The organism is Micromonospora musae, from assembly GCF_003626635.1.
GTDB classification, from domain to species: Bacteria; Actinomycetota; Actinomycetes; order Mycobacteriales; family Micromonosporaceae; genus Micromonospora; species Micromonospora musae.
This window is the reverse complement of the sequence record NZ_RAZT01000019.1, coordinates 78,417-96,122: the sequence shown is the minus strand read 5'-3', so window position 1 is coordinate 96,122 and position 17,706 is coordinate 78,417. Positions and strand designations below refer to the sequence as shown.

Genomic DNA, 17,706 nt, shown 5'->3' with positions numbered 1-17,706 from the left:
GGTGGAGGCTCGGCGGGGCCGCGCTCCGCTCGCCGGCGGTGACCGGACGCACAGCGCCAGCGGTCTCCTCGGTGCCGGTGCCGGCCGGGTGCCTGGCAGGATGGAGCGGTGAACCCCGCAGGCGAATCCGAGCGCTCCCGGCCGTCGCAGACCCTCTTCGACGCGATCGGCGGCGAGCCCACGTTCCGCAAGCTGGTGGACGAGTTCTACGCCGGGGTGGCGGCGGACCCGCTGCTGCGCCCGATGTACCCGGAGGAGGACCTCGGCCCGGCGGCTGACCGGCTGACCCTCTTCCTCATCCAGTACTGGGGCGGCCCGAACACCTACTCCGCGCAGCGGGGGCATCCGCGACTGCGGATGCGGCACGCGCCGTTCCGGGTCGGGGTGGCCGAGCGGGACGCCTGGCTGCGCCACATGCGCCGGGCGGTCGATCGGCTCGACCTGCCGGCGGAGCACGCCACCGCGCTCTGGGACTACCTGGAACGCGCCGCGTACTTCATGGTCAACGTGATGGAGGACCCGGTCTGATCCGCGGGCGTACCCGCCACCGGGCGGGGCCGCCCGCCGTCGCGGCCGGACCGCTCAGCGGCCCACCGCCAGGGCCCGCCCCGAGCCGCAGGGCCGCCGCCTGGCGGCCGGGCCGCTCACCGGGCCAGGGCCCGCCCGAGCCGGACGGGCCGCCGCCTGGTCGGCACCCCGAGCCCGTGGCCCGTGGCGGGGACCGTCGGGCCCGGAGGCTCAGAGCAGCGCGCCCTCGTCGTGCAGCCAGTCCACGAAGCTCGTGGCCACCGCCGCACCGCAGTCGAGCATCTCGACCAGGAGCGCGTCGTGCGCCCCGGCGCCCATCGGCACCTGCAACTCGGCGTAGATGGGCAACTGGCCACGCTCGGTGGGGTCGCCGACGTACGCCTTGCAGAACCGGCGGGTGTGGTTCCACTCGTTGACCACGCGGTAGGCCCGGTCGGACCAGTCCGGCGGCACCGTCGCGTGTGGACGGGCCCGCATGACCAGAATCTCGTCCTCCGGCCCCTCGAGGGTGACCAGCACGGCGTGCCGCTCCCACATGGCGAGCAGGTTGCCGTCGCCGTCGGCCAGGTAGCGCACGTCGAGCAGGTCGAGCGCGTCGCAGACCCGGCTCAGGGTGACCGGCGCGACGGTCGCCGGAATCTCGGCGAGCACGGACCGGTCGTTGGTCTTGCAGTCGTCTTCCGGTTGGCGCTGGGTCGGCGGTCCGACCCGGACGGTGCCCTCCACTGTGATCCCGCTTCGAGTTTCCGGCTCGCCGCCGTCGGCGGGACCGGGGCGCCATGACCACCACGGCATCGCTCGCGCACCTCACTCCCCAGCGGATCCAGTCGCCTACCGTGCGTTGGATCCGAGGATGGACGGTACCCGGACAGCCGAGTTGAAGCATCCCCCCAACGACCGCCCCAACCCAGAAGGACGATCCCAGCTCAGCCGTTCGGATGAGGCGTGAGGGACATCACGGCAAGATCCGTGCCTTTCTGCAACCAAGCCGCTCCGTACGGTCCCACCAGGCCGACCCATCGGCCCGCGACCCGCACCTGCACGTCGGCCACCGGTCCGGGCTGCTCCGGCGCGCCCAGAAAACCCATCCGGACGAGCCCCTGCACCAGCCGCTGCGGCACCTCGACCGGAGGGCCCGGCGGGTCGTCAGGAGTGACCAGCACGGCCACGTGGTCGAGCAGGGCGTCGCGCAGCGCCCGCTGCCCCACCGCCCGGCCCGCCACGCCCTGCTCGCTCGCCGTCCGCAGGGTGCCGGCCGCCGCCCGGGCGATCCGCCACACCTCGCCGGCGGGCAGGACCTCGATCGGGCGGCTCGCCGCCGGAGGCAGCGGCCAGCGCCACTGTGCGTCCCGGCGGGGCGGGAGCGCCGCACCGGAGCGTTCCAGCTCGGCGAGGAGATCAGCGGCCCCCACGGCCACGTCACCGCCGCCCGAACCCGCCACGGTCCGCACCACCAGCACCTGCCACGGCAAGCGGGCCCAGAGGGCGATCCGGTCCGCCCCGACCGGCCGCAGCCGCACCGGCGCGGAGCGGTCCAGCCGGACGAGCCGGGCCAGGAACGCCCCGGCGTCGGCCGACCCGACGATGCCGTGCCCGCCGCTCGGGATGGCGGCGCGTTCCGGCGGCCCGCCACCGGCGCCGGCCACCGAGCCCGCCGCCTCCGGGCGGGTCACGCGGACCCGCCCGCCGGCGCGTAGTTCAGCAGGAACTCCCGCTCCCGCTCGGTGATCCGGCGTGGCACCTGCCGGCCCAGGTCGAACGGCACCAGCACCGAACGGGCCCGCCCGGCCAGCGTCTCGCCGTCGTAGAGCTCGTAGGCGACGGTGAACCGGGAGGCCCGGATCTCCTCCACCCACAGCTCGATTCGTACGGTCGGCGCGGCCTCGCGCGTCCCCCGGTCGAGGGAGTAGTCGACCGGGCGCAGGTAGTCGACCTCGTGGCGGCGGATCACCACGCCCTCCGCGAACGAGTCCACCCCCCACGCCCGGGCGTCGGCGAACATCAACGCCACCCGCGCCTCCTCGTAGAGCGTGAGGAAGCGCGAGTTGTTGACGTGACCGAAGGCGTCGAGGTCGGACCAGCGCAGGGCGCAGTGGTAGACGAACCGGTCAGCCATGCTCAGTCGCGGGTCAGCTTGCGGTACGTCACCCGGTGCGGGCGCGCCGCCTCGGCCCCGAGCCTGTCGATCTTGTTCTTCTCGTACGCCTCGAAGTTGCCCTCGAACCAGAACCACTTCGACGGGTTCTGGTCGTCGCCCTCCCAGGCCAGGATGTGCGTGGCGACCCGGTCCAGGAACATCCGGTCGTGCGAGATGACCACGGCGCAGCCCGGGAAGTCCAGCAGCGCGTTCTCCAGGCTGGAGAGGGTCTCCACGTCCAGGTCGTTGGTCGGCTCGTCGAGCAGGATCACGTTGCCGCCGATCTTCAACGTCAGCGCCAGGTTGAGCCGGTTCCGCTCGCCGCCGGAGAGCACCTTGGTCGGCTTCTGCTGGTCCGGCCCCTTGAAGCCGAACGCCGCGATGTACGCCCGGGACGGCATCTCGACCTTGCCCACCATGAGGTGGTCCAGCCCATCGGAGACGACCTCCCAGACGGTCTTGTCGCCGTCCAGGCCCTGCCGGTTCTGGTCGACGTACGACAGCGAGACGGTCTCGCCGACCCGGACCTCGCCGTCGGTCGGTTGCTCCAGCCCGACGATGGTCTTGAACAGGGTGGTCTTGCCGACGCCGTTCGGGCCGATGATGCCGACGATGCCGTTGCGCGGCAGCGAGAACGACAGGTCGTCGATCAGCAGCCGATCACCGAAGCCCTTGCTGAGGTCGCGCGCCTCGATCACCGTGCTGCCCAGGCGCGGGCCCGGCGGGATCTGGATCTCCTCGAAGTCCAGCTTCCGGGTCTTCTCCGCCTCGGCGGCCATCTCGTCGTAGCGGTCCAGGCGGGCCTTGGACTTGGTCTGCCGGGCCTTGGCGTTGGAGCGGACCCACTCCAGCTCGTCGGAGAGGCGCTTCTTCATCTTGGCGTCGCGCCGGCCCTCGACGGCGAGCCGGGCGGCCTTCTTCTCCAGGTAGGTGGAGTAGTTGCCCTCGTACGGGTAGGCCCGGCCACGGTCCAGCTCGAGGATCCAGTTGGCCACGTTGTCGAGGAAGTACCGGTCGTGGGTGATGGCGATGACGGTGCCCGCGTACTTGGCCAGGTGCTGCTCCAGCCACTGCACGCTCTCCGCATCCAGGTGGTTGGTGGGCTCGTCGAGCAGCAGCAGGTCGGGCGCCTCCAGCAGCAGCTTGCAGAGCGCCACCCGACGGCGCTCACCACCGGAGAGCTGGGTGACGTCGGCGTCCGGCGGCGGGCAGCGCAGTGCGTCCATGGCCAGTTCGAGCTTGGAGTCGATGTCCCAGGCGTCGACGTTGTCCAGCTCCTCCTGGAGCTTGCCCATCTCCTCCATCAGCTCGTCGGAGTAGTCGGTCGCCATCTGCTCGGCGATCTTGTTGAACCGCTCCAGCTTCGCCTTCGTCTCGGCGACCGCCTCCTCGACGTTGCCGAGCACGGTCTTGGCGTCGTTGAGCGGCGGCTCCTGGGCGAGCATGCCGACGGTGAAGCCGGGCATAAGCCGGGCCTCGCCGTTGCTCGGCCGGTCCAGCCCTGCCATGATCTTGAGGAGGCTCGACTTACCGGCGCCGTTCGGGCCGACCACACCGATCTTGACCCCGGGCAGGAAGTTCAGCGTCACGTTGTCCAGCACGACCTTGTCGCCGTGCGCCTTGCGCGCCTTTTCCAGGACGTAGATGAACTGGGCCACGGTGTGGACTACCTCCGTAGGTTTCGACTGGGAGCCGGCGGCGCGAGCGCGGGGGCGGCGGAAGCTCCCGCGACACCGGCCGGGCCGGCCGCACGCACGCCGTCGTCAATCCTGACAGGTATTCGACGGAGCGCCCACATCACCCCGCCCTGGCGTTCCCACGCGCGTCGCGGCAGCTCGGGACGGACCGCCGCCCCGGCGTCGTGCGGGGCCGCGGCTGTTGGCAAGATCACCGGCGAGATTCGGCGAGCGCGGAGCGGGTAGGGAACTCCGGCACGGGCTCCAAGACCTCGCAGCTACGCTCAGTACGCCCATGCGGTTGATCCGCCCAGCACCGGAGGTGGCCGAACGTGACCGTCCGCAGCTCCTTTGTCGTAGTGGCGAACCGCCTGCCGGTCGACGAGGTGAGCACACCCGAGGGACGGCAGTGGCGGCGCAGCCCGGGTGGGCTGGTCACCGCCCTGCACCCCGTCCTCGCCGAGCACCAGGGCACCTGGGTCGGCTGGGCCGGCGGCACCGGCGCCGCCCCGGAGCCGTTCGACCTGGAGGGCATCCACCTGCACCCGGTGCCGCTGAGCGGCGAGGAGCTCGAGCGCTACTACGAGGGCCAGTCCAACGCGACGATCTGGCCGCTCTACCACGACGCCGTGGAGACCCCGGTCTACAAGCGCCGCTGGCGGGAGACGTACCGCCTGGTCAACGCCCGGTTCGCCGAGGCCGCGGCGGACGTGGCGGCCGAGGGCGCGACGGTCTGGGTGCAGGACTACCAGCTCCAGCTGGTCCCCGCGATGCTCCGCGAGCTGCGGCCGGACCTGCGCATCGGTTTCTTCCTGCACATCCCGTTCCCGCCCATCGAACTGTTCATGCAGATGCCGTTCCGCACCGAGATCCTGCGCGGGCTGCTCGGCGCCGACCTGGTCGGGTTCCAGCAGCGGCTGGCCGCCCAGAACTTCGTCCGGCTGGCCCGGCACCTGCTCGGGCTGCGCTACGAGGGGCAGATGATCCAGGTCGACGGCCGGCAGGTGAAGGCCGGGGCGTTCCCCATCTCGATCGACACCCGGGAGATGGAGCGGATGGCCGCCGACCCGGCGGTCCAGGCCCGGGCCAAGGAGATCCGGGAGGAGCTCGGCAACCCCCGGACGATAGTGCTGGGCGTGGACCGGCTCGACTACACCAAGGGCATCGAGCTGCGCCTCAAGGCCTTCCGCGAGCTGCTGGCGGACGGAAAACTGAGCGTTCCCGACGCGGTCATGGTCCAGGTCGCCACGCCGAGCCGGGAGCGCGTCGAGCACTACCAGGCTCTCCGCGTCAAGGTCGAGCGCGAGGTTGGTCGGATAAATGGCGAATTCGGCAGGGTGGGCGTACCCGCGGTGCATTATCTGCATCAGTCGTACAGTCGCAGCGAACTGGCCGCGATGTACGTCGCTGCCGACGTCATGATGGTGACCCCGCTGCGAGACGGAATGAATCTGGTGGCCAAGGAGTACGTGGCATCGCGCGCCGACCAGGGCGGTGCACTCGTGCTCAGTGAGTTCGCCGGCGCGGCAACCGAGCTGCGCCAGGCGTTCCTGTGCAACCCGCACGACCCCGACGCGGTCAAGGACGCCCTGCTGCGGGCCGTGCATGTCGAGAAGCCGGAGGCACGCCGCCGTATGCGGACGATGCAACGCCATCTGCGTACCAACGATGTGGGTCACTGGGCCCAGTCCTTCCTCACCGAGCTCGGTGCCCCCGAGGCGGAGGCCGCGTGAGCGCCACCCTGCCCGGTGGCGTCGCCACCGACGTCATGGACCCGGAGCTGCGCACCGCGATCGGCCGGATCGCCCGGGTGCCGCAGCTCCTGATCGCCTGTGACTACGACGGCACCCTGGCGCCGATCGTCGAGGATCCCAGCAAGGCCGTGCCCCTGCCCGAGTCGGTGGCCGCCATCCGCGCGCTGGCGGCGATGCCGCAGACCACCGTGGCGGTGGTCTCCGGTCGGGCGCTGCGTGACCTGGCCGCGCTCTCCCGGCTGCCCAGCGAGGTGCACCTGGTCGGCAGCCACGGCTCCGAGTTCGACATCGGCTTCGTCGAGCGGCTCTCTCCCGAGCTGATCGAGATCCGCGCCCGGCTGCGGGACGCGCTGCGCGAGATCGCCGCGGCCCACCCCGGCGTCCGGCTGGAGCGCAAGCCGGCCAGCGTCGCCGTGCACACCCGCGGGCTGGACCCGCAGATCGCGGCGGCCGCCATCGAGGCGGTCCGCACCGGCCCCGCGACCTGGGACGGCGTCACCGTCACCCAGGGCAAGGAGGTCATCGAGCTCTCGGTGGTCGCCACCCACAAGGGCACGGCGGTCGACCAGCTGCGTACCCAGCTCTCCGCCAGCGCGGTGCTCTTCATCGGCGACGACGTCACCGACGAGAACGCCTTCGGCAACCTGCACGGGCCGGACGTCGGCATCAAGATCGGCCCGGGCGACACCCAGGCCCAGTACCGGGTCGCCGAGCCGATCGAGGCCGCCCGCGCCCTCGGGCTGCTGCTGGAGACCCGTCGGCACTGGCTCTTCGGCGAGCGGGCGGTGCCGATCGAGCGGCACTCGATGCTGGCCAACGGCCGCACCGTCGGCCTGGTCACGCCGGAAGCCAAGATCACCTGGCTCTGCCACCCGAAGCCGGACTCGGCGGCGATCTTCGCCGACCTGGTCGGTGGCAGCCCGGCCGGGCACTTCACCGTCTCACCCGAGCGGGGCGGCATCCCGCTGGGCCAGCGCTACCGTCCCGGCACGATGACCGTGGAGACCCGCTGGTCCGGCCTGACCGTCACCGACTGGCTGGACACGCCCGCCAGCGAGACCACCCCGGACGGGCCGGCCGTCATGGGCGGCGACTCGACGCTGATCCGGGTGCTCAGCGGCACCGGGCGGGCGCGGATCGACTTCGCCCCCCGGCCCGAGTTCGGCCAGGTCGCCGTGCAGCTGCAACCGCTCGACGACGGCCTGCTGGTGCTCGGCTCGAACGAGCCGATCGCGCTCTACTCCCCCGGCGTCGAGTGGGAGATCACCAGCGACGGCGTCTACGAGAGCGCCAAGGCGGTCGTCGACCTCCGCGCCGTCGGCGGGCAGGTCGTGCTGGAGATGCGCTTCGGCACGCAGAGCCTGGAGCACCACCGGCTCTCGATCCACGAGCGGCAGGCCGCGGCCGAGCAGCCGTGGACGGACTGGGTCTCGACGCTCCGGCTGCCCAACACCGCCCGTGACCTCGTCGTCCGCAGCGCGCTCACGCTGCGCGGTCTCTGCCACGAGCCCACCGGCTCGATCCTGGCCGCCGCGACCACCTCGCTCCCCGAGGAGCTGGGCGGCGTACGCAACTGGGACTACCGCTACTGCTGGCTGCGGGACGCCGCGCTGAGCGCCCGGTCGCTGGTCGACCTCGGTTCGACCGAGGAGGCCGAGGGGCTGCTGCGCTGGATCGACGGCGTCGTCGAACGCACCGGCGGGCACCCCGAGCGGCTGCACCCGCTCTACACCGTCGACGGGTACGAGCTGGGCGCCGAGGCCGTCATCGACACCCTGCCCGGCTACGCCGGCTCCCGGCCGGTACGGGTCGGCAACCTCGCCAACCACCAGCTCCAGCTGGACGTCTTCGGTCCGGTCGCCGACCTGATCGCGGCCGTGGCCGACCTGCGCGGCTCGGTCCGGGAGACGGAGTGGCGGGTGCTCGAGTCGATGGTCGAGGCGGTCAGCCGACGCTGGCACGAGCCCGACCACGGCATCTGGGAGGCCCGCCTCCCACCGCGGCACCACATCTTCTCGAAGGTGATGTGCTGGATGACGGTGGACCGGGCGCTGCACGTCGTGCGGCAGCACGGCGGCCAGGACCGCCCGGAGTGGGTGGACCTGCGCGACCGGATCGCCGCCAACGTGCTGGAGTACGGCTGGCACGAGCACGCCGAGGCGTACAGCGTCGCCTACGGCGACGAGGACATGGACGCCTCCTCGCTCTGGATCGGCCTCTCCGGCCTGCTCCCGGGTGACGACCCGCGCTTCCTCTCCACCGTCCTCAAGATCGAGGCGGACCTGCGCAGCGGCCCGGTGGTCTACCGGTACCACTGGGACGACGGTCTGCCCGGCCGGGAGGGCGGCTTCCACATCTGCACGGCGTGGCTGATCGAGGCGTACCTGCGCACCGGTCGGCGCACCGATGCCGAGGAGCTCTTCACCCAGATGATCGACACCGCCGGGCCGACGGGTCTGCTCCCCGAGCAGTACGACCCGCTCGCCGAGCGGGGGCTGGGCAACCACCCGCAGGCCTACAGCCACCTGGGGCTGGTCCGCTGTGCCCTGCTGCTCGACAACATGCTCAAGCAGTGAGCTGAACGCCGGAGAACGGCGGCCGGAGATCCCTCCGGCCGCCGTTCGCGTATCCGGTGTGCTCGGCGGCGACCAGGTCAGGCTCCGGCGGTCAGGGCGTTGACCACGTCCCCGACCACCACCACGGCGGGCGGGCGCAGACCGGCGGCCGTCACGTCGGCGGCGACCGTGTCGAGCGTCGAGCGGATCGTCCGCTGCGCGCCGGTGGTCCCCTCCTGCACCACGGCGACGGGGGTTCGCCCGGGGCGCCCGTGCGCGAGCAGGGTCGCGGCGATCGCGGCCAGGTTCTTCAGCCCCATCAGGATCACCAGCGTGCCGCGCAGCGCGGCGAGCGCCTCCCAGCGCACCAGCGAGTCCGGCGAGTCGGGTGCCACGTGCCCGGACACCACCGTGAACTCGTGCGCCACCGCGCGGTGGGTGACCGGAACACCGGCCACCGCGGGCACCGCGACTGCGCTGGTCACCCCGGGCACCACGGTCACCGGCACGCCGGCCGCCGCGCACGCCAGCAGCTCCTCCCCGCCCCGACCGAAGACGTACGGGTCGCCGCCCTTGAGCCGTACGACGAACCGCCCCGCCAGCGCCCGGTCGACGATGATCCGGTTGATCTCCTCCTGGGTGCGGGCCGGTCCGTACGGAATCTTCGAGGCGTCGACCAGCTCCACGTCGGCGCGCAGCTCGTCGAGGAGCAGCCCGGGCACCAGCCGGTCGGCGACCACCACCTCCGCCTCGGTGAGCAGCCGCAGCCCCTTCACGGTGATCAGCTCGGGATCCCCCGGACCGGCGCCGACCAGGGCGACCCGGCCCCCCGGGCGGCTCCGGCCGGCCGCCGCCGGATCCGTCGGAAGGGAGCCGCTCCGGGCGGCCAGCAGGTCACGCACCGCGTCGCGAACTGTCATCGCCCGGCGCGGATCGCCCCCGCCGAGCACGGCGACCGTCACCGGCCCGTGCCGGGTCACCGCCGGCGTCCAGGCCGTCGCCGCCTCGCGGTCGTCGGCCCGCACGCAGAAGATGCGCCGCTCGGCGGCGGCGGCGCTGACCGACGCGGCGGCGGCCGGGTCGTCCACCGCCACCTGGACCAGCCAGGCCCCGTCGAGGTCGGCGGGGGCGAACCGGCGCGCCTCCCAGCGCAGCCGGCCGGCGTCGACGTGCGCGCGCAGGGCCGGCGTCAGCTCCGGGGCGACCAGCAGCACGTCCGCGCCGGCGTCCAGCAACGCCGGCACGCGCCGGGTCGCCACCGCGCCGCCGCCCACCACGACCACTCGCCGCCGGTGAAGGCGCAGGCCCAGGGGGTACGGGGCGGCACCTCCCGGCGCGACGTCCCGCTCGCTCACCTCGTCACCTCGTCGCCGGGCCGGCCGCCTCGCGCGCACCGACGCCCGGCGCTCCCGGACGCCACGCCGGCCGGCGCCCTCACTTCTCCGCCACCCCGGCCGAGTCGAACGTCGCCACCTCGTGCAGCACCCGGATCGCTCCGGTGACCACCGGCAGCGCGAGCAGCGCCCCGGTGCCCTCGCCGAGGCGCAGACCGAGGTCGATCAGCGGTTCGAGACCGAGCCGCCGCAGCGCGAGCGTGGCACCGGGCTCGGCCGAGCGGTGCCCGGCGACCATCGCGCCGACGGCGTCGGGAGCGAACGCCGCGGCGGCGAGCGCGGCGGAGCCCGCGATCACCCCGTCCAGCAGCACCGGTACCCGGCGCGCGGCGGCACCGAGGATCAGCCCGGTCAGCGCGGCGTGCTCCAGGCCACCGACCGCGGCCAGCACCCCCAGCGGGTCGGCCGGGTCCGGCCGGTGCCGCTCCAGCGCGCTCCGGACCACCTCGACCTTCCGCCGGTACGTCGGGTCGTCCACGCCGGTGCCCCGGCCGGTCGCGTCGGCCGCGTCGGCGCCGGTGAAGACCGCGATCAGCGCGGCGGCGGGGGTGGTGTTCCCGATGCCCATGTCACCGGTGAGCAGGATGCCGGCCCCGGCCCCGATCAGCTCCTCGGCGACCCGGATACCCGCCTCCACGGCGGCCCGGGCCTCGTCCCGGGTGAGGGCCGCGGTGACCGTGAAGTCCCGCGTGCCTTGCCGGACGCTGGCGTTGACCAGCCGGGGTACCGCCGGGTCCAGCCGTTCCGCCGCGCCGCCGGCCGGCGCGTCCTGCGGGTCGGCGGGCGAGCCGGGGATCGGGGTGGCCACGCCGACGTCGACCACGGTCACCGCGGCGCCCGCCTGCCGGGCGAACGCGTTGACGACCGCGCCGCCGGCCAGGAAGTTGCCGATCATCTGGGCGGTGACCTCCTGCGGCCAGGGGCTCACCCCCTGGGCGTGCACGCCGTGGTCGCCGGCGAAGACGGCCACCGCGGGGGCGCCGGGCAGCGGGGGCGGGCAGCTGCCCGCGAGGCCGGCGAGGCGTACCGACAGCTCCTCCAGGGCGCCGAGGGAACCGGCCGGTTTCGTGAGCCGCCCGTGCAGCTCACGGGCGTCCGACATGGCCGCCTCGTGCAGCGGTGCGATCGCCGCGATCGTGCTCTCCAACATCATGCCTCCAGGATCTCGCCCAGTACCCGGGTGAACGCGTCGGTGGTGGCCCGGTCCCGGACGGCCACCCGCAGCCAGTCCGGTCCGAGGCCGGGGAAGGTGTCGCCCCTGCGTACCGCCCAACCACGCGCGCGCAGCGCGGCCCGGACCGCTGCCGCGCCCGGCAGGTGGATCAGCACGAACGCGCTCGCCGGTCGGCCGGCGACGCGTACGCCCGGCAGGTCGGCGAGCCGGGCGACCAGGTGGTCGCGGTCGGCGGCGAGCTGCGCGGCGATCTCGCGCTCGGCCTCGACCGCGACGGGGCCGGCGCAGGCGGTGGCGGCCGCCAGCGCCGGGGTGGAGACCGGCCAGAGCGGCTGTACGGCGGCGAGCCGGGTGAGCAGCTCCGGCGCGCCGAGCAGGTAACCGATCCGGAGCCCGGCCAGCCCCCAGGTCTTGGTGAGGCTGCGCACCACCAGCAGACCGGGCAGATCCCGGCGGGTGGCCAGCGACTCGGGTTCGCCGGGGTGACCGGGGGCGGCGGTGGTGTCCGCGAACGCCTCGTCGACCACGAGCACCCGCCCCGGCCGGGCCAGCGCGGTGACGGCCGACGCCGAGTGCAGCACGGAGGTGGGGTTGGTCGGATTGCCGATCATCACGAGGTCGGCGTCGGCGGGGACCCGGCCCGGGTCCAGCCGGAAGCCGTCGGCGGCGTCGAGCAGGACCCGTTCGACCCGGTGCCCGGCCGCCAGGAGCGCCGCCTCGGGCTCGGTGAACTGCGGGTGCACCACCACCGGGCGGTGCACGCCGCGCAGCGCCTGGGCGATCAGCACGAACGCCTCGGCGGCGCCGGCGGTGAGCAGCACCTCGTCCGGGTCGCGGCCGTGCCGGGCGGCGACCGCGGCCCGGGCCGACGCGGCGTCCGGATAGCGGGCGAGATCGGCGAGGGAATCGGTGATCGGCCCGGCGAGCCACTGCGGCAGCGGCGCCCGGCGGACGTTCACCGCGAGGTCCACCAGCCCCTCCCCCACCTCCGCGTCGCCGTGGTGGCCGAGGTCGGGGTCCGGGTGGGAAGTCGCCGCGAAGTGGCTGGTGCGGGCCACCGGTACGTCTTGACCGGCCGGCTCGTCGGCCCGCGGGTTCTCCTCGACACCCGACAGGGTTCCGCTCGGCTGACCACGCATGCCCGCGATCCTGCCGGGAAGGCGGCGCAGGGGACAGCCGGTGACGGCGTGGGCCGCATCACCACTCGCTCGCCGTACGGCCGTTTATGAATTCTTCTCATTTCCGAATCGGAAATGTCATAGCTTGACCCTGTGAGCAACCGACCCCTTGCCTCCGCTGGTCGTGCCGTCCCACTACTCCGCGCCGGGCTGATCGCCGGCATCGTGATCGCCGCCCTCGCCTATCCCATGGTCGCCGTCACCGGACTCGGCGCGAAGGCCACCGCGCACGCCACCGAGCACAAGACGAAGCTGTTGACCAAGGCCCTCCCCGCGGAGACCTCCTACCTCTACCTGCCCGACGGCAAGACCGTGCTGACGATGTTCTACGAGGAGTACCGGCAGTACACGAAGCTGTCGGACATGTCGCCGAACATCCAGCAGGCCATCGTGGCCGCCGAGGATTCGCGCTTCTACCAGCACAAGGGCGTCGACCCGAAGGGCGTCGTACGGGCGTTCGTCGCCAACGCCGGCTCCGGCGGGGTCTCCCAGGGCGCGTCCACCCTCACCATGCAGTACGTCCGGATGGCCCTGCGGGACAGCGCGACGACGCCCAAGGAGGTCCAGGAGGCCACCCAGCAGACCAGCCTGCGCAAGATCAGGGAGATGCGGCTGGCGATGGACCTGGAGAAGGAACTCAGCAAGGAAGACATCATCGAGCGCTACCTGAACTCGGCGTACTTCGGGCACCGGGCGTACGGCATCTACGCGGCCAGCGAGATCTTCTTCTCCAAGACGCCGAAGGACCTCACCCCGGTCGAGGCGGCGACGCTCGCCGGGCTGGTGAAGTCCCCGAGCCAGTACGACCCCGCGACCTCCGACCAGAAGGAGGCCACCGCCCGGCGCAACTACGTCCTCGACCGGATGAGCCAGCTCGGCTACCTCTCCCCGGACGCGGCCACGGCGGCCAAGGGCGAGCCGATCCGGCTCAAGCTCACCGACCCGCCGAACGACTGCGCCGCCGTGCCGGAGAAGTACAACAGCTGGGGCTTCATCTGCGACTACGTGAAGAACTGGTGGAGCGCGCAGCCGGCGTTCGGGGAGAACCGGCTGGAGCGGATGGACAAGCTGCGTCGCGGTGGCTACCGGATCGTGCTCAGCATCGACCCGAAGATCCAGGAGGCGGCCCAGAAGAACCTCGGGGCCGGCACCGGCAGCCCGTTCGCCAACGGCATCGTGCTCAGCGAGCCCGGCACCGGCCGGGTCAAGGCGATGGCGGTGAACCGGACGTACTCGCTGGACCTGGCCGAGAACCCGCTGAGTTCGAACCCGGAGGCCGGGCCGAAGGTGAAGGCGAACTACCCGAACACCGTGGCGCCGCTGCTCGGCGGTGGTGACCTGCCGGGCTACCAGGCCGGGTCGACTTTCAAGATGTTCCCGATGCTGGCCGCGCTCAACGCGGGGATGCCGCTCTCCACCTCGTTCAACGCGCCGCACCGGTATCAGTCGGCGATCTACGACGGGTGGGCGCCGACGAACGCGAGCGGCGCGATGTCCGGCATGCAGACCATGTGGTCCGGCTTCGGCAAGTCCGTCAACACCTACTTCGTCTGGCTCGAGGAGCGGGTCGGCGCGGACAAGGCGGTACGCCTCGCCGAACAGCTCGGACTGCGCTGGCGCACCGACGTCGACCGGGAGCAGGCCTCCCCGTCCAAGGTGAAGAAGTGGGGCGCGTTCACCCTGGGCGTCTCCGACGCCACCCCGCTGGAGATGGCGAACGCCTACGCGGCGATCGCGGCGGACGGCATGTACTGCGAGGCGATCCCGGTGCAGGGGATCTTCAACCGGGACGGTACGCCGACGACGTACTCGACCGCCTCTGGGATCAGCCGGGAGGTCGCCAAGCCGCGCTGCCGGCAGGTGGTCACGGCCGACGCCGCCCGGGCGGCCACCGACGCGGCCCGCTGCCCCACCGGGGACACCCCGGCGCGAGGAGGCTGCGGCGGCTGGTCGACCGCGGACAGCGTGCGGGGCACCGTCGGACGACCGGTGGCCGGCAAGACGGGTACCACGGACAGCACCCGGTCCGCCTGGTTCGTCGGCTACACGCCGGAGCTGGCCGCGGCGAGCTTCATCTCCGATCCGGACAACCCGTTCAACGCGGTCGGCGACGGCCAGTCGCAGATCCCGATCAGCGCCGTGGCGGAGACCCTGCGCGACGGCCTGAAGGGCAAACCCACCCGCCAGTTCACCCCACCCAGCGACGCCATAGTCGGCTGACCCCCACCCACCACCCGCCGGTTGCCCGACCGGGTTGATCAAGAGGTTCGCGTCAGAAGGCGGTTGGTTCGTGACGCGAACCTCTTGATCAACGCATACGGAGTCAGTGGAGGTCGGCGGCTACGAAGGACCAGACCTCCAGGTCGGCTCGGGCGCCCCGGACGTAGCCGGCGTTGCGCAGCAGGCCCTCGTAGCTGAAGCCGGCCTTCTCGGCCACCCGGCGCGACGCCGTGTTGCCCGGCGCCACCCGCAGCTCCACCCGCTGGAAGCCGTGTTCCAGGATCAGCGCGATGGCCAGCGCGTCCACCGCCTCGGCGGCCAGCCCGAAGCCCCGCGCCTGCGGCGCCATGGCGTACGAGATCTCGGTGAGCCGGGCGCCCCAGTCGGTACGCCGGGTCCAGAGGCAGCCGACGAGCCGATCGTCCTCCCGGCGGAGCACCCCGTAGTGGTCGCCGTCGCCGCTGTCGCGGCGCTGCCGGGCCAGGTCGGTGCACCAGGCGAGACCGTCGATCGGGCCGGAGTCGTCGGCGAGCGGCAGCCAGCGCCGGGTCAACTTGTCGGCGAAGATCTCTCCGGTCGCCACCGCGTCCACGTCGCCGAGCTGCCGCACCTCGGTACGGGGCGTGGAGACGGTCAGCGTCGGAAAGCGGCGTACCGCGACCTGGCCGATCACGCCGGCACCCCGCTCGGCCCGGCCGAAACCGTCTCGGGAAGCGGCTCCGCCGCCGCGGCCACCAGTCGGGAGGCGATCTCGGGATGCCCGGCCCAGTGCAGCGCGAGCTGCGAGGCGTGCACGTTACGCCAGACGAAGCCCTCCGCCGAGCCCCCCTCCCAGCTCCACGCCGGGCGCTGACCCGCCCTCGGGGTGAGCACCGCGCGGTGTTCCTTGTGCCCGACCACGACCGCGCCCTCCGACGCGACCACGCTCGTGGTGCGGGCCGTCGCCTCCCGGTAGCCGATGACCAGGCCGTCCCGGCTGGCGCCCACGGCGTCCAGGACCCCGCACATCGGCAGCCCGTCGAGCTCCCGCGCCAGCCAGAGCATGCCGGCCCCCTCGGCGATCACCGGCCGGCCGGTGCGGGCCAGCTCGGCGACCGCGATGCAGAGCCGCCGGTTCGCCGACAGCTGCTCGGCGTACGACTCGGGGAGCGCCCCGCCGACGATCAGCGCCCGGGTGCCGGGCGGCAACGCCTCGTCGCGCAGGGGATCGAGCGTCACCACCTCGGCGCCGGCCGCTCGGAGCAGCTCGGCCGTCTCCGGGGTGCTGTAGCTGCCGCCCGGTGCGCCGGCCAGCGCGACCAGCGGCCGGTCCGCCGGGGACACCGCGCCGGCCAGCGCCTCCGCCGGCGACCACGCCACCGCGGGCAGCGGCGGGGCGGAGCGGGCCAGCCCGAGCAGCCGCTCCAGGTCCACGGTCGCGGCGACCGCCTCCCCCAGGCGGCGTACCGCCCGGCTCGCCTCGCCCGAGCCGTCGAACGCCGGCACCACCCCGTGCCGGCGGTCGGGCAGCACCCCGGGCAGGTCCTGCCGGCGCAACGCGCCGTAGACCGGCACGCCGATGTCGTCGAGCGCCTCCCGCAGCATCGTCTCGTGCCGGGACGAGGCCACCCGGGTGAGGATCACGCCGCCGAGCCAGAGCTGCTCGTCGAACGACCGGAAGCCGTGCACCAGGGCGGCCACCGACTGCCCCGTCGCCGCCACGTCGACGACCAGGACCACCGGACTGCGCAGCGCGGTCGCCACGGCGGCGGCGGAGTCGTGCTCGGGGCGGCCGGTGACGCTGTCGTACAGCCCCATGCTGCCCTGGACCACGGCGAGCCCGGCGCCCGCGGCGCCGTGCGCCACCAGCGGCGCGAGCCGGTCGGCGCCGACCAGGAGGGGGTCGAGGGTGCGCCCGGGACGGCCGGCGGCGAGGCCGAGGTAGGCGGCGTCGACCCGGTCCGGCCCGAGCTTGAAACCGGCGACCTGGACGTCACGGTCGGCGAACGCGGCGAGCAACCCGATGGCCAGCGCGTTCTTGCCATGCCCGGAGGACGGCGCGCTGAGCACCAGGCGCGGCACGACGGTCATCATCGACTCCTCGCGTGCGGCGGGTACGCATTTGCGGGCCCGTGGGAGCGGTCCGCCCGGTGACGATACCGGCCCACGCCGATGGACGAGCGAGGCGCAACGGGCTGTCGCGGCCCGCAGCCGGGCGGTCGCGGGCAGTGGTGTCGGTCATACGAGTAGCCTCGTGGCTGTGTACCGGTTCCTGCTGACCCCGCGCTGGCTCGGCTATCTGGCGCTGGCCCTGGTCGCCGCCGTGGTGATGGTCTTCCTCGCCAACTGGCAGCTGCACCGCTACCAGGGGCGCACCGAGATCAATGAGCGGATCGACGCGGGCCAGCGGATGACTCCGGCCCCGCTGCGGGACGCGATGCCCGGCCCCAGCGGCGGTGCGGGCACGACCGGCCCGGCCCCGGCCAAGGAGAAGGTCTACACCCGGGTCACCGTCACCGGCCGGTACGACGCGACGAACACCGTCCTGGTCCGCACCCGCACCGTGGACAGCCAGGTCGGGTTCGAGGTGGTCACGCCGCTCGTGCTGCCCGACGGCAGCGCGGTGCTGGTCGACCGGGGCTGGATCCCGCCGGCGCCGGGCGGGGCGCTCGCGCGGCCGGAGGTTCCCGCCGCTCCCGGTGGCGACGTGACGGTGGTCGGCCGGCTGCACGAGAGTGAGAGCCGCCCCGACTCGGTGGTACGGCGCGACGGACGGTTGGAGACCCGCCGGATCGCCGTCTCCCGGCTGGCGCCCGAGCTCCCGTACCCGATCTACGGCGCGTACGTGCTGCTCGACGAGCAGACCCCGGCGGCGGACCCGGTCTTCAAGGCGGTGCCGGTGGGGCACACCAACAACTGGCAGAACCTCGGCTACATCGTGCAGTGGTGGCTCTTCGCCGTCATGACGCTCTTCGGCTACGGCTGGGCGGCGCGTCGGGAGGCCCGCCGCGGGGCCGGCCTCGACGACAGGCCGCTCGACCGGGCCGCCGAGCCGATGCCGAGCACGTCGGCCTGACCGGCCCGCCCGGGGCCACCGCGCCCCGGCGGAGC

The 17,706-nt window shown here is 73.3% G+C and carries 14 protein-coding genes; 5 read left to right on the top strand and 9 right to left on the bottom strand.

Annotation, left to right across the window (positions count from 1 at the left end):
- Nucleotides 1–108 precede the first annotated feature (108 nt).
- Nucleotides 109–528, top strand: a complete 420-nt coding sequence (locus D7044_RS28930; RefSeq protein WP_120690786.1) for a globin — start codon at nucleotides 109–111, stop codon at nucleotides 526–528.
- A 210-nt stretch (nucleotides 529–738) separates the two neighbouring features.
- Here D7044_RS28930 and D7044_RS28925 read toward each other — a convergent pair whose 3' ends face one another.
- From D7044_RS28925 to ettA, 4 genes are all read right to left on the bottom strand, one after another.
- Nucleotides 739–1,323: a type III secretion system chaperone family protein gene (locus D7044_RS28925; RefSeq protein WP_120690785.1), complete on the bottom strand. Its 585-nt coding sequence runs from the start codon at nucleotides 1,321–1,323 to the stop codon at nucleotides 739–741.
- Nucleotides 1,324–1,454: 131 nt separating this feature from the next.
- Entirely contained in the window at nucleotides 1,455–2,174 is a 720-nt protein-coding gene (locus tag D7044_RS28920) for a serine/threonine-protein kinase (RefSeq protein WP_120679929.1), read from the bottom strand.
- Nucleotides 2,175–2,197: 23 nt separating this feature from the next.
- Complete coding sequence (locus D7044_RS28915; RefSeq protein ID WP_120679732.1) at nucleotides 2,198–2,644, bottom strand: acyl-CoA thioesterase; 447 nt, start codon at nucleotides 2,642–2,644, stop codon at nucleotides 2,198–2,200.
- Nucleotides 2,645–2,646: 2 nt separating this feature from the next.
- Nucleotides 2,647–4,323, bottom strand: a complete 1,677-nt coding sequence (gene ettA, locus D7044_RS28910; protein ID WP_120679730.1) for an energy-dependent translational throttle protein EttA — start codon at nucleotides 4,321–4,323, stop codon at nucleotides 2,647–2,649.
- A 350-nt stretch (nucleotides 4,324–4,673) separates the two neighbouring features.
- On the opposite strand from ettA, the gene D7044_RS28905 reads away from it, so the two are divergent.
- Both D7044_RS28905 and otsB read left to right on the top strand, forming a co-directional pair.
- Complete coding sequence (locus tag D7044_RS28905) at nucleotides 4,674–6,074, top strand: alpha,alpha-trehalose-phosphate synthase (UDP-forming) (protein ID WP_120679728.1); 1,401 nt, start codon at nucleotides 4,674–4,676, stop codon at nucleotides 6,072–6,074.
- A 35-nt stretch (nucleotides 6,075–6,109) separates the two neighbouring features.
- On the top strand, nucleotides 6,110–8,671 hold the full coding sequence (gene otsB, locus D7044_RS28900; RefSeq protein ID WP_120679927.1) for a trehalose-phosphatase: 2,562 nt from the start codon (nucleotides 6,110–6,112) through the stop codon (nucleotides 8,669–8,671).
- A 77-nt stretch (nucleotides 8,672–8,748) separates the two neighbouring features.
- Here the strand turns inward: otsB and cobA are convergent, their stop codons facing one another.
- The 3 genes from cobA to cobC form a co-directional block, all read right to left on the bottom strand.
- On the bottom strand, nucleotides 8,749–10,005 hold the full coding sequence (gene cobA, locus D7044_RS28895) for a uroporphyrinogen-III C-methyltransferase (protein ID WP_120690784.1): 1,257 nt from the start codon (nucleotides 10,003–10,005) through the stop codon (nucleotides 8,749–8,751).
- Nucleotides 10,006–10,084: 79 nt separating this feature from the next.
- Entirely contained in the window at nucleotides 10,085–11,194 is a 1,110-nt protein-coding gene (gene cobT / locus D7044_RS28890; protein WP_120690783.1) for a nicotinate-nucleotide--dimethylbenzimidazole phosphoribosyltransferase, read from the bottom strand.
- Complete coding sequence (gene cobC / locus D7044_RS28885; protein WP_120690782.1) at nucleotides 11,194–12,357, bottom strand: Rv2231c family pyridoxal phosphate-dependent protein CobC; 1,164 nt, start codon at nucleotides 12,355–12,357, stop codon at nucleotides 11,194–11,196. The genes cobT and cobC overlap by 1 nt, the downstream gene beginning before the upstream one ends.
- 132 nt (nucleotides 12,358–12,489) lie before the next feature.
- Here cobC and D7044_RS28880 point away from each other — a divergent pair, with 132 nt between their 5' ends.
- On the top strand, nucleotides 12,490–14,616 hold the full coding sequence (locus D7044_RS28880) for a transglycosylase domain-containing protein (protein WP_120679720.1): 2,127 nt from the start codon (nucleotides 12,490–12,492) through the stop codon (nucleotides 14,614–14,616).
- A gap of 103 nt (nucleotides 14,617–14,719) precedes the next feature.
- Here D7044_RS28880 and D7044_RS28875 read toward each other — a convergent pair whose 3' ends face one another.
- Nucleotides 14,720–15,289, bottom strand: coding sequence for a GNAT family N-acetyltransferase (locus tag D7044_RS28875; protein ID WP_120679718.1), 570 nt, complete (start codon nucleotides 15,287–15,289; stop codon nucleotides 14,720–14,722).
- Nucleotides 15,286–16,686: a cobyrinate a,c-diamide synthase gene (locus D7044_RS28870; protein ID WP_120690781.1), complete on the bottom strand. Its 1,401-nt coding sequence runs from the start codon at nucleotides 16,684–16,686 to the stop codon at nucleotides 15,286–15,288. The genes D7044_RS28875 and D7044_RS28870 overlap by 4 nt, the downstream gene beginning before the upstream one ends.
- A 163-nt stretch (nucleotides 16,687–16,849) precedes the next feature.
- On the opposite strand from D7044_RS28870, the gene D7044_RS28865 reads away from it, so the two are divergent.
- Nucleotides 16,850–17,671 (top strand): SURF1 family cytochrome oxidase biogenesis protein, encoded by an 822-nt coding sequence (locus D7044_RS28865; protein WP_233563223.1) that lies wholly within the window; start codon nucleotides 16,850–16,852, stop codon nucleotides 17,669–17,671.
- Nucleotides 17,672–17,706 lie beyond the last annotated feature (35 nt).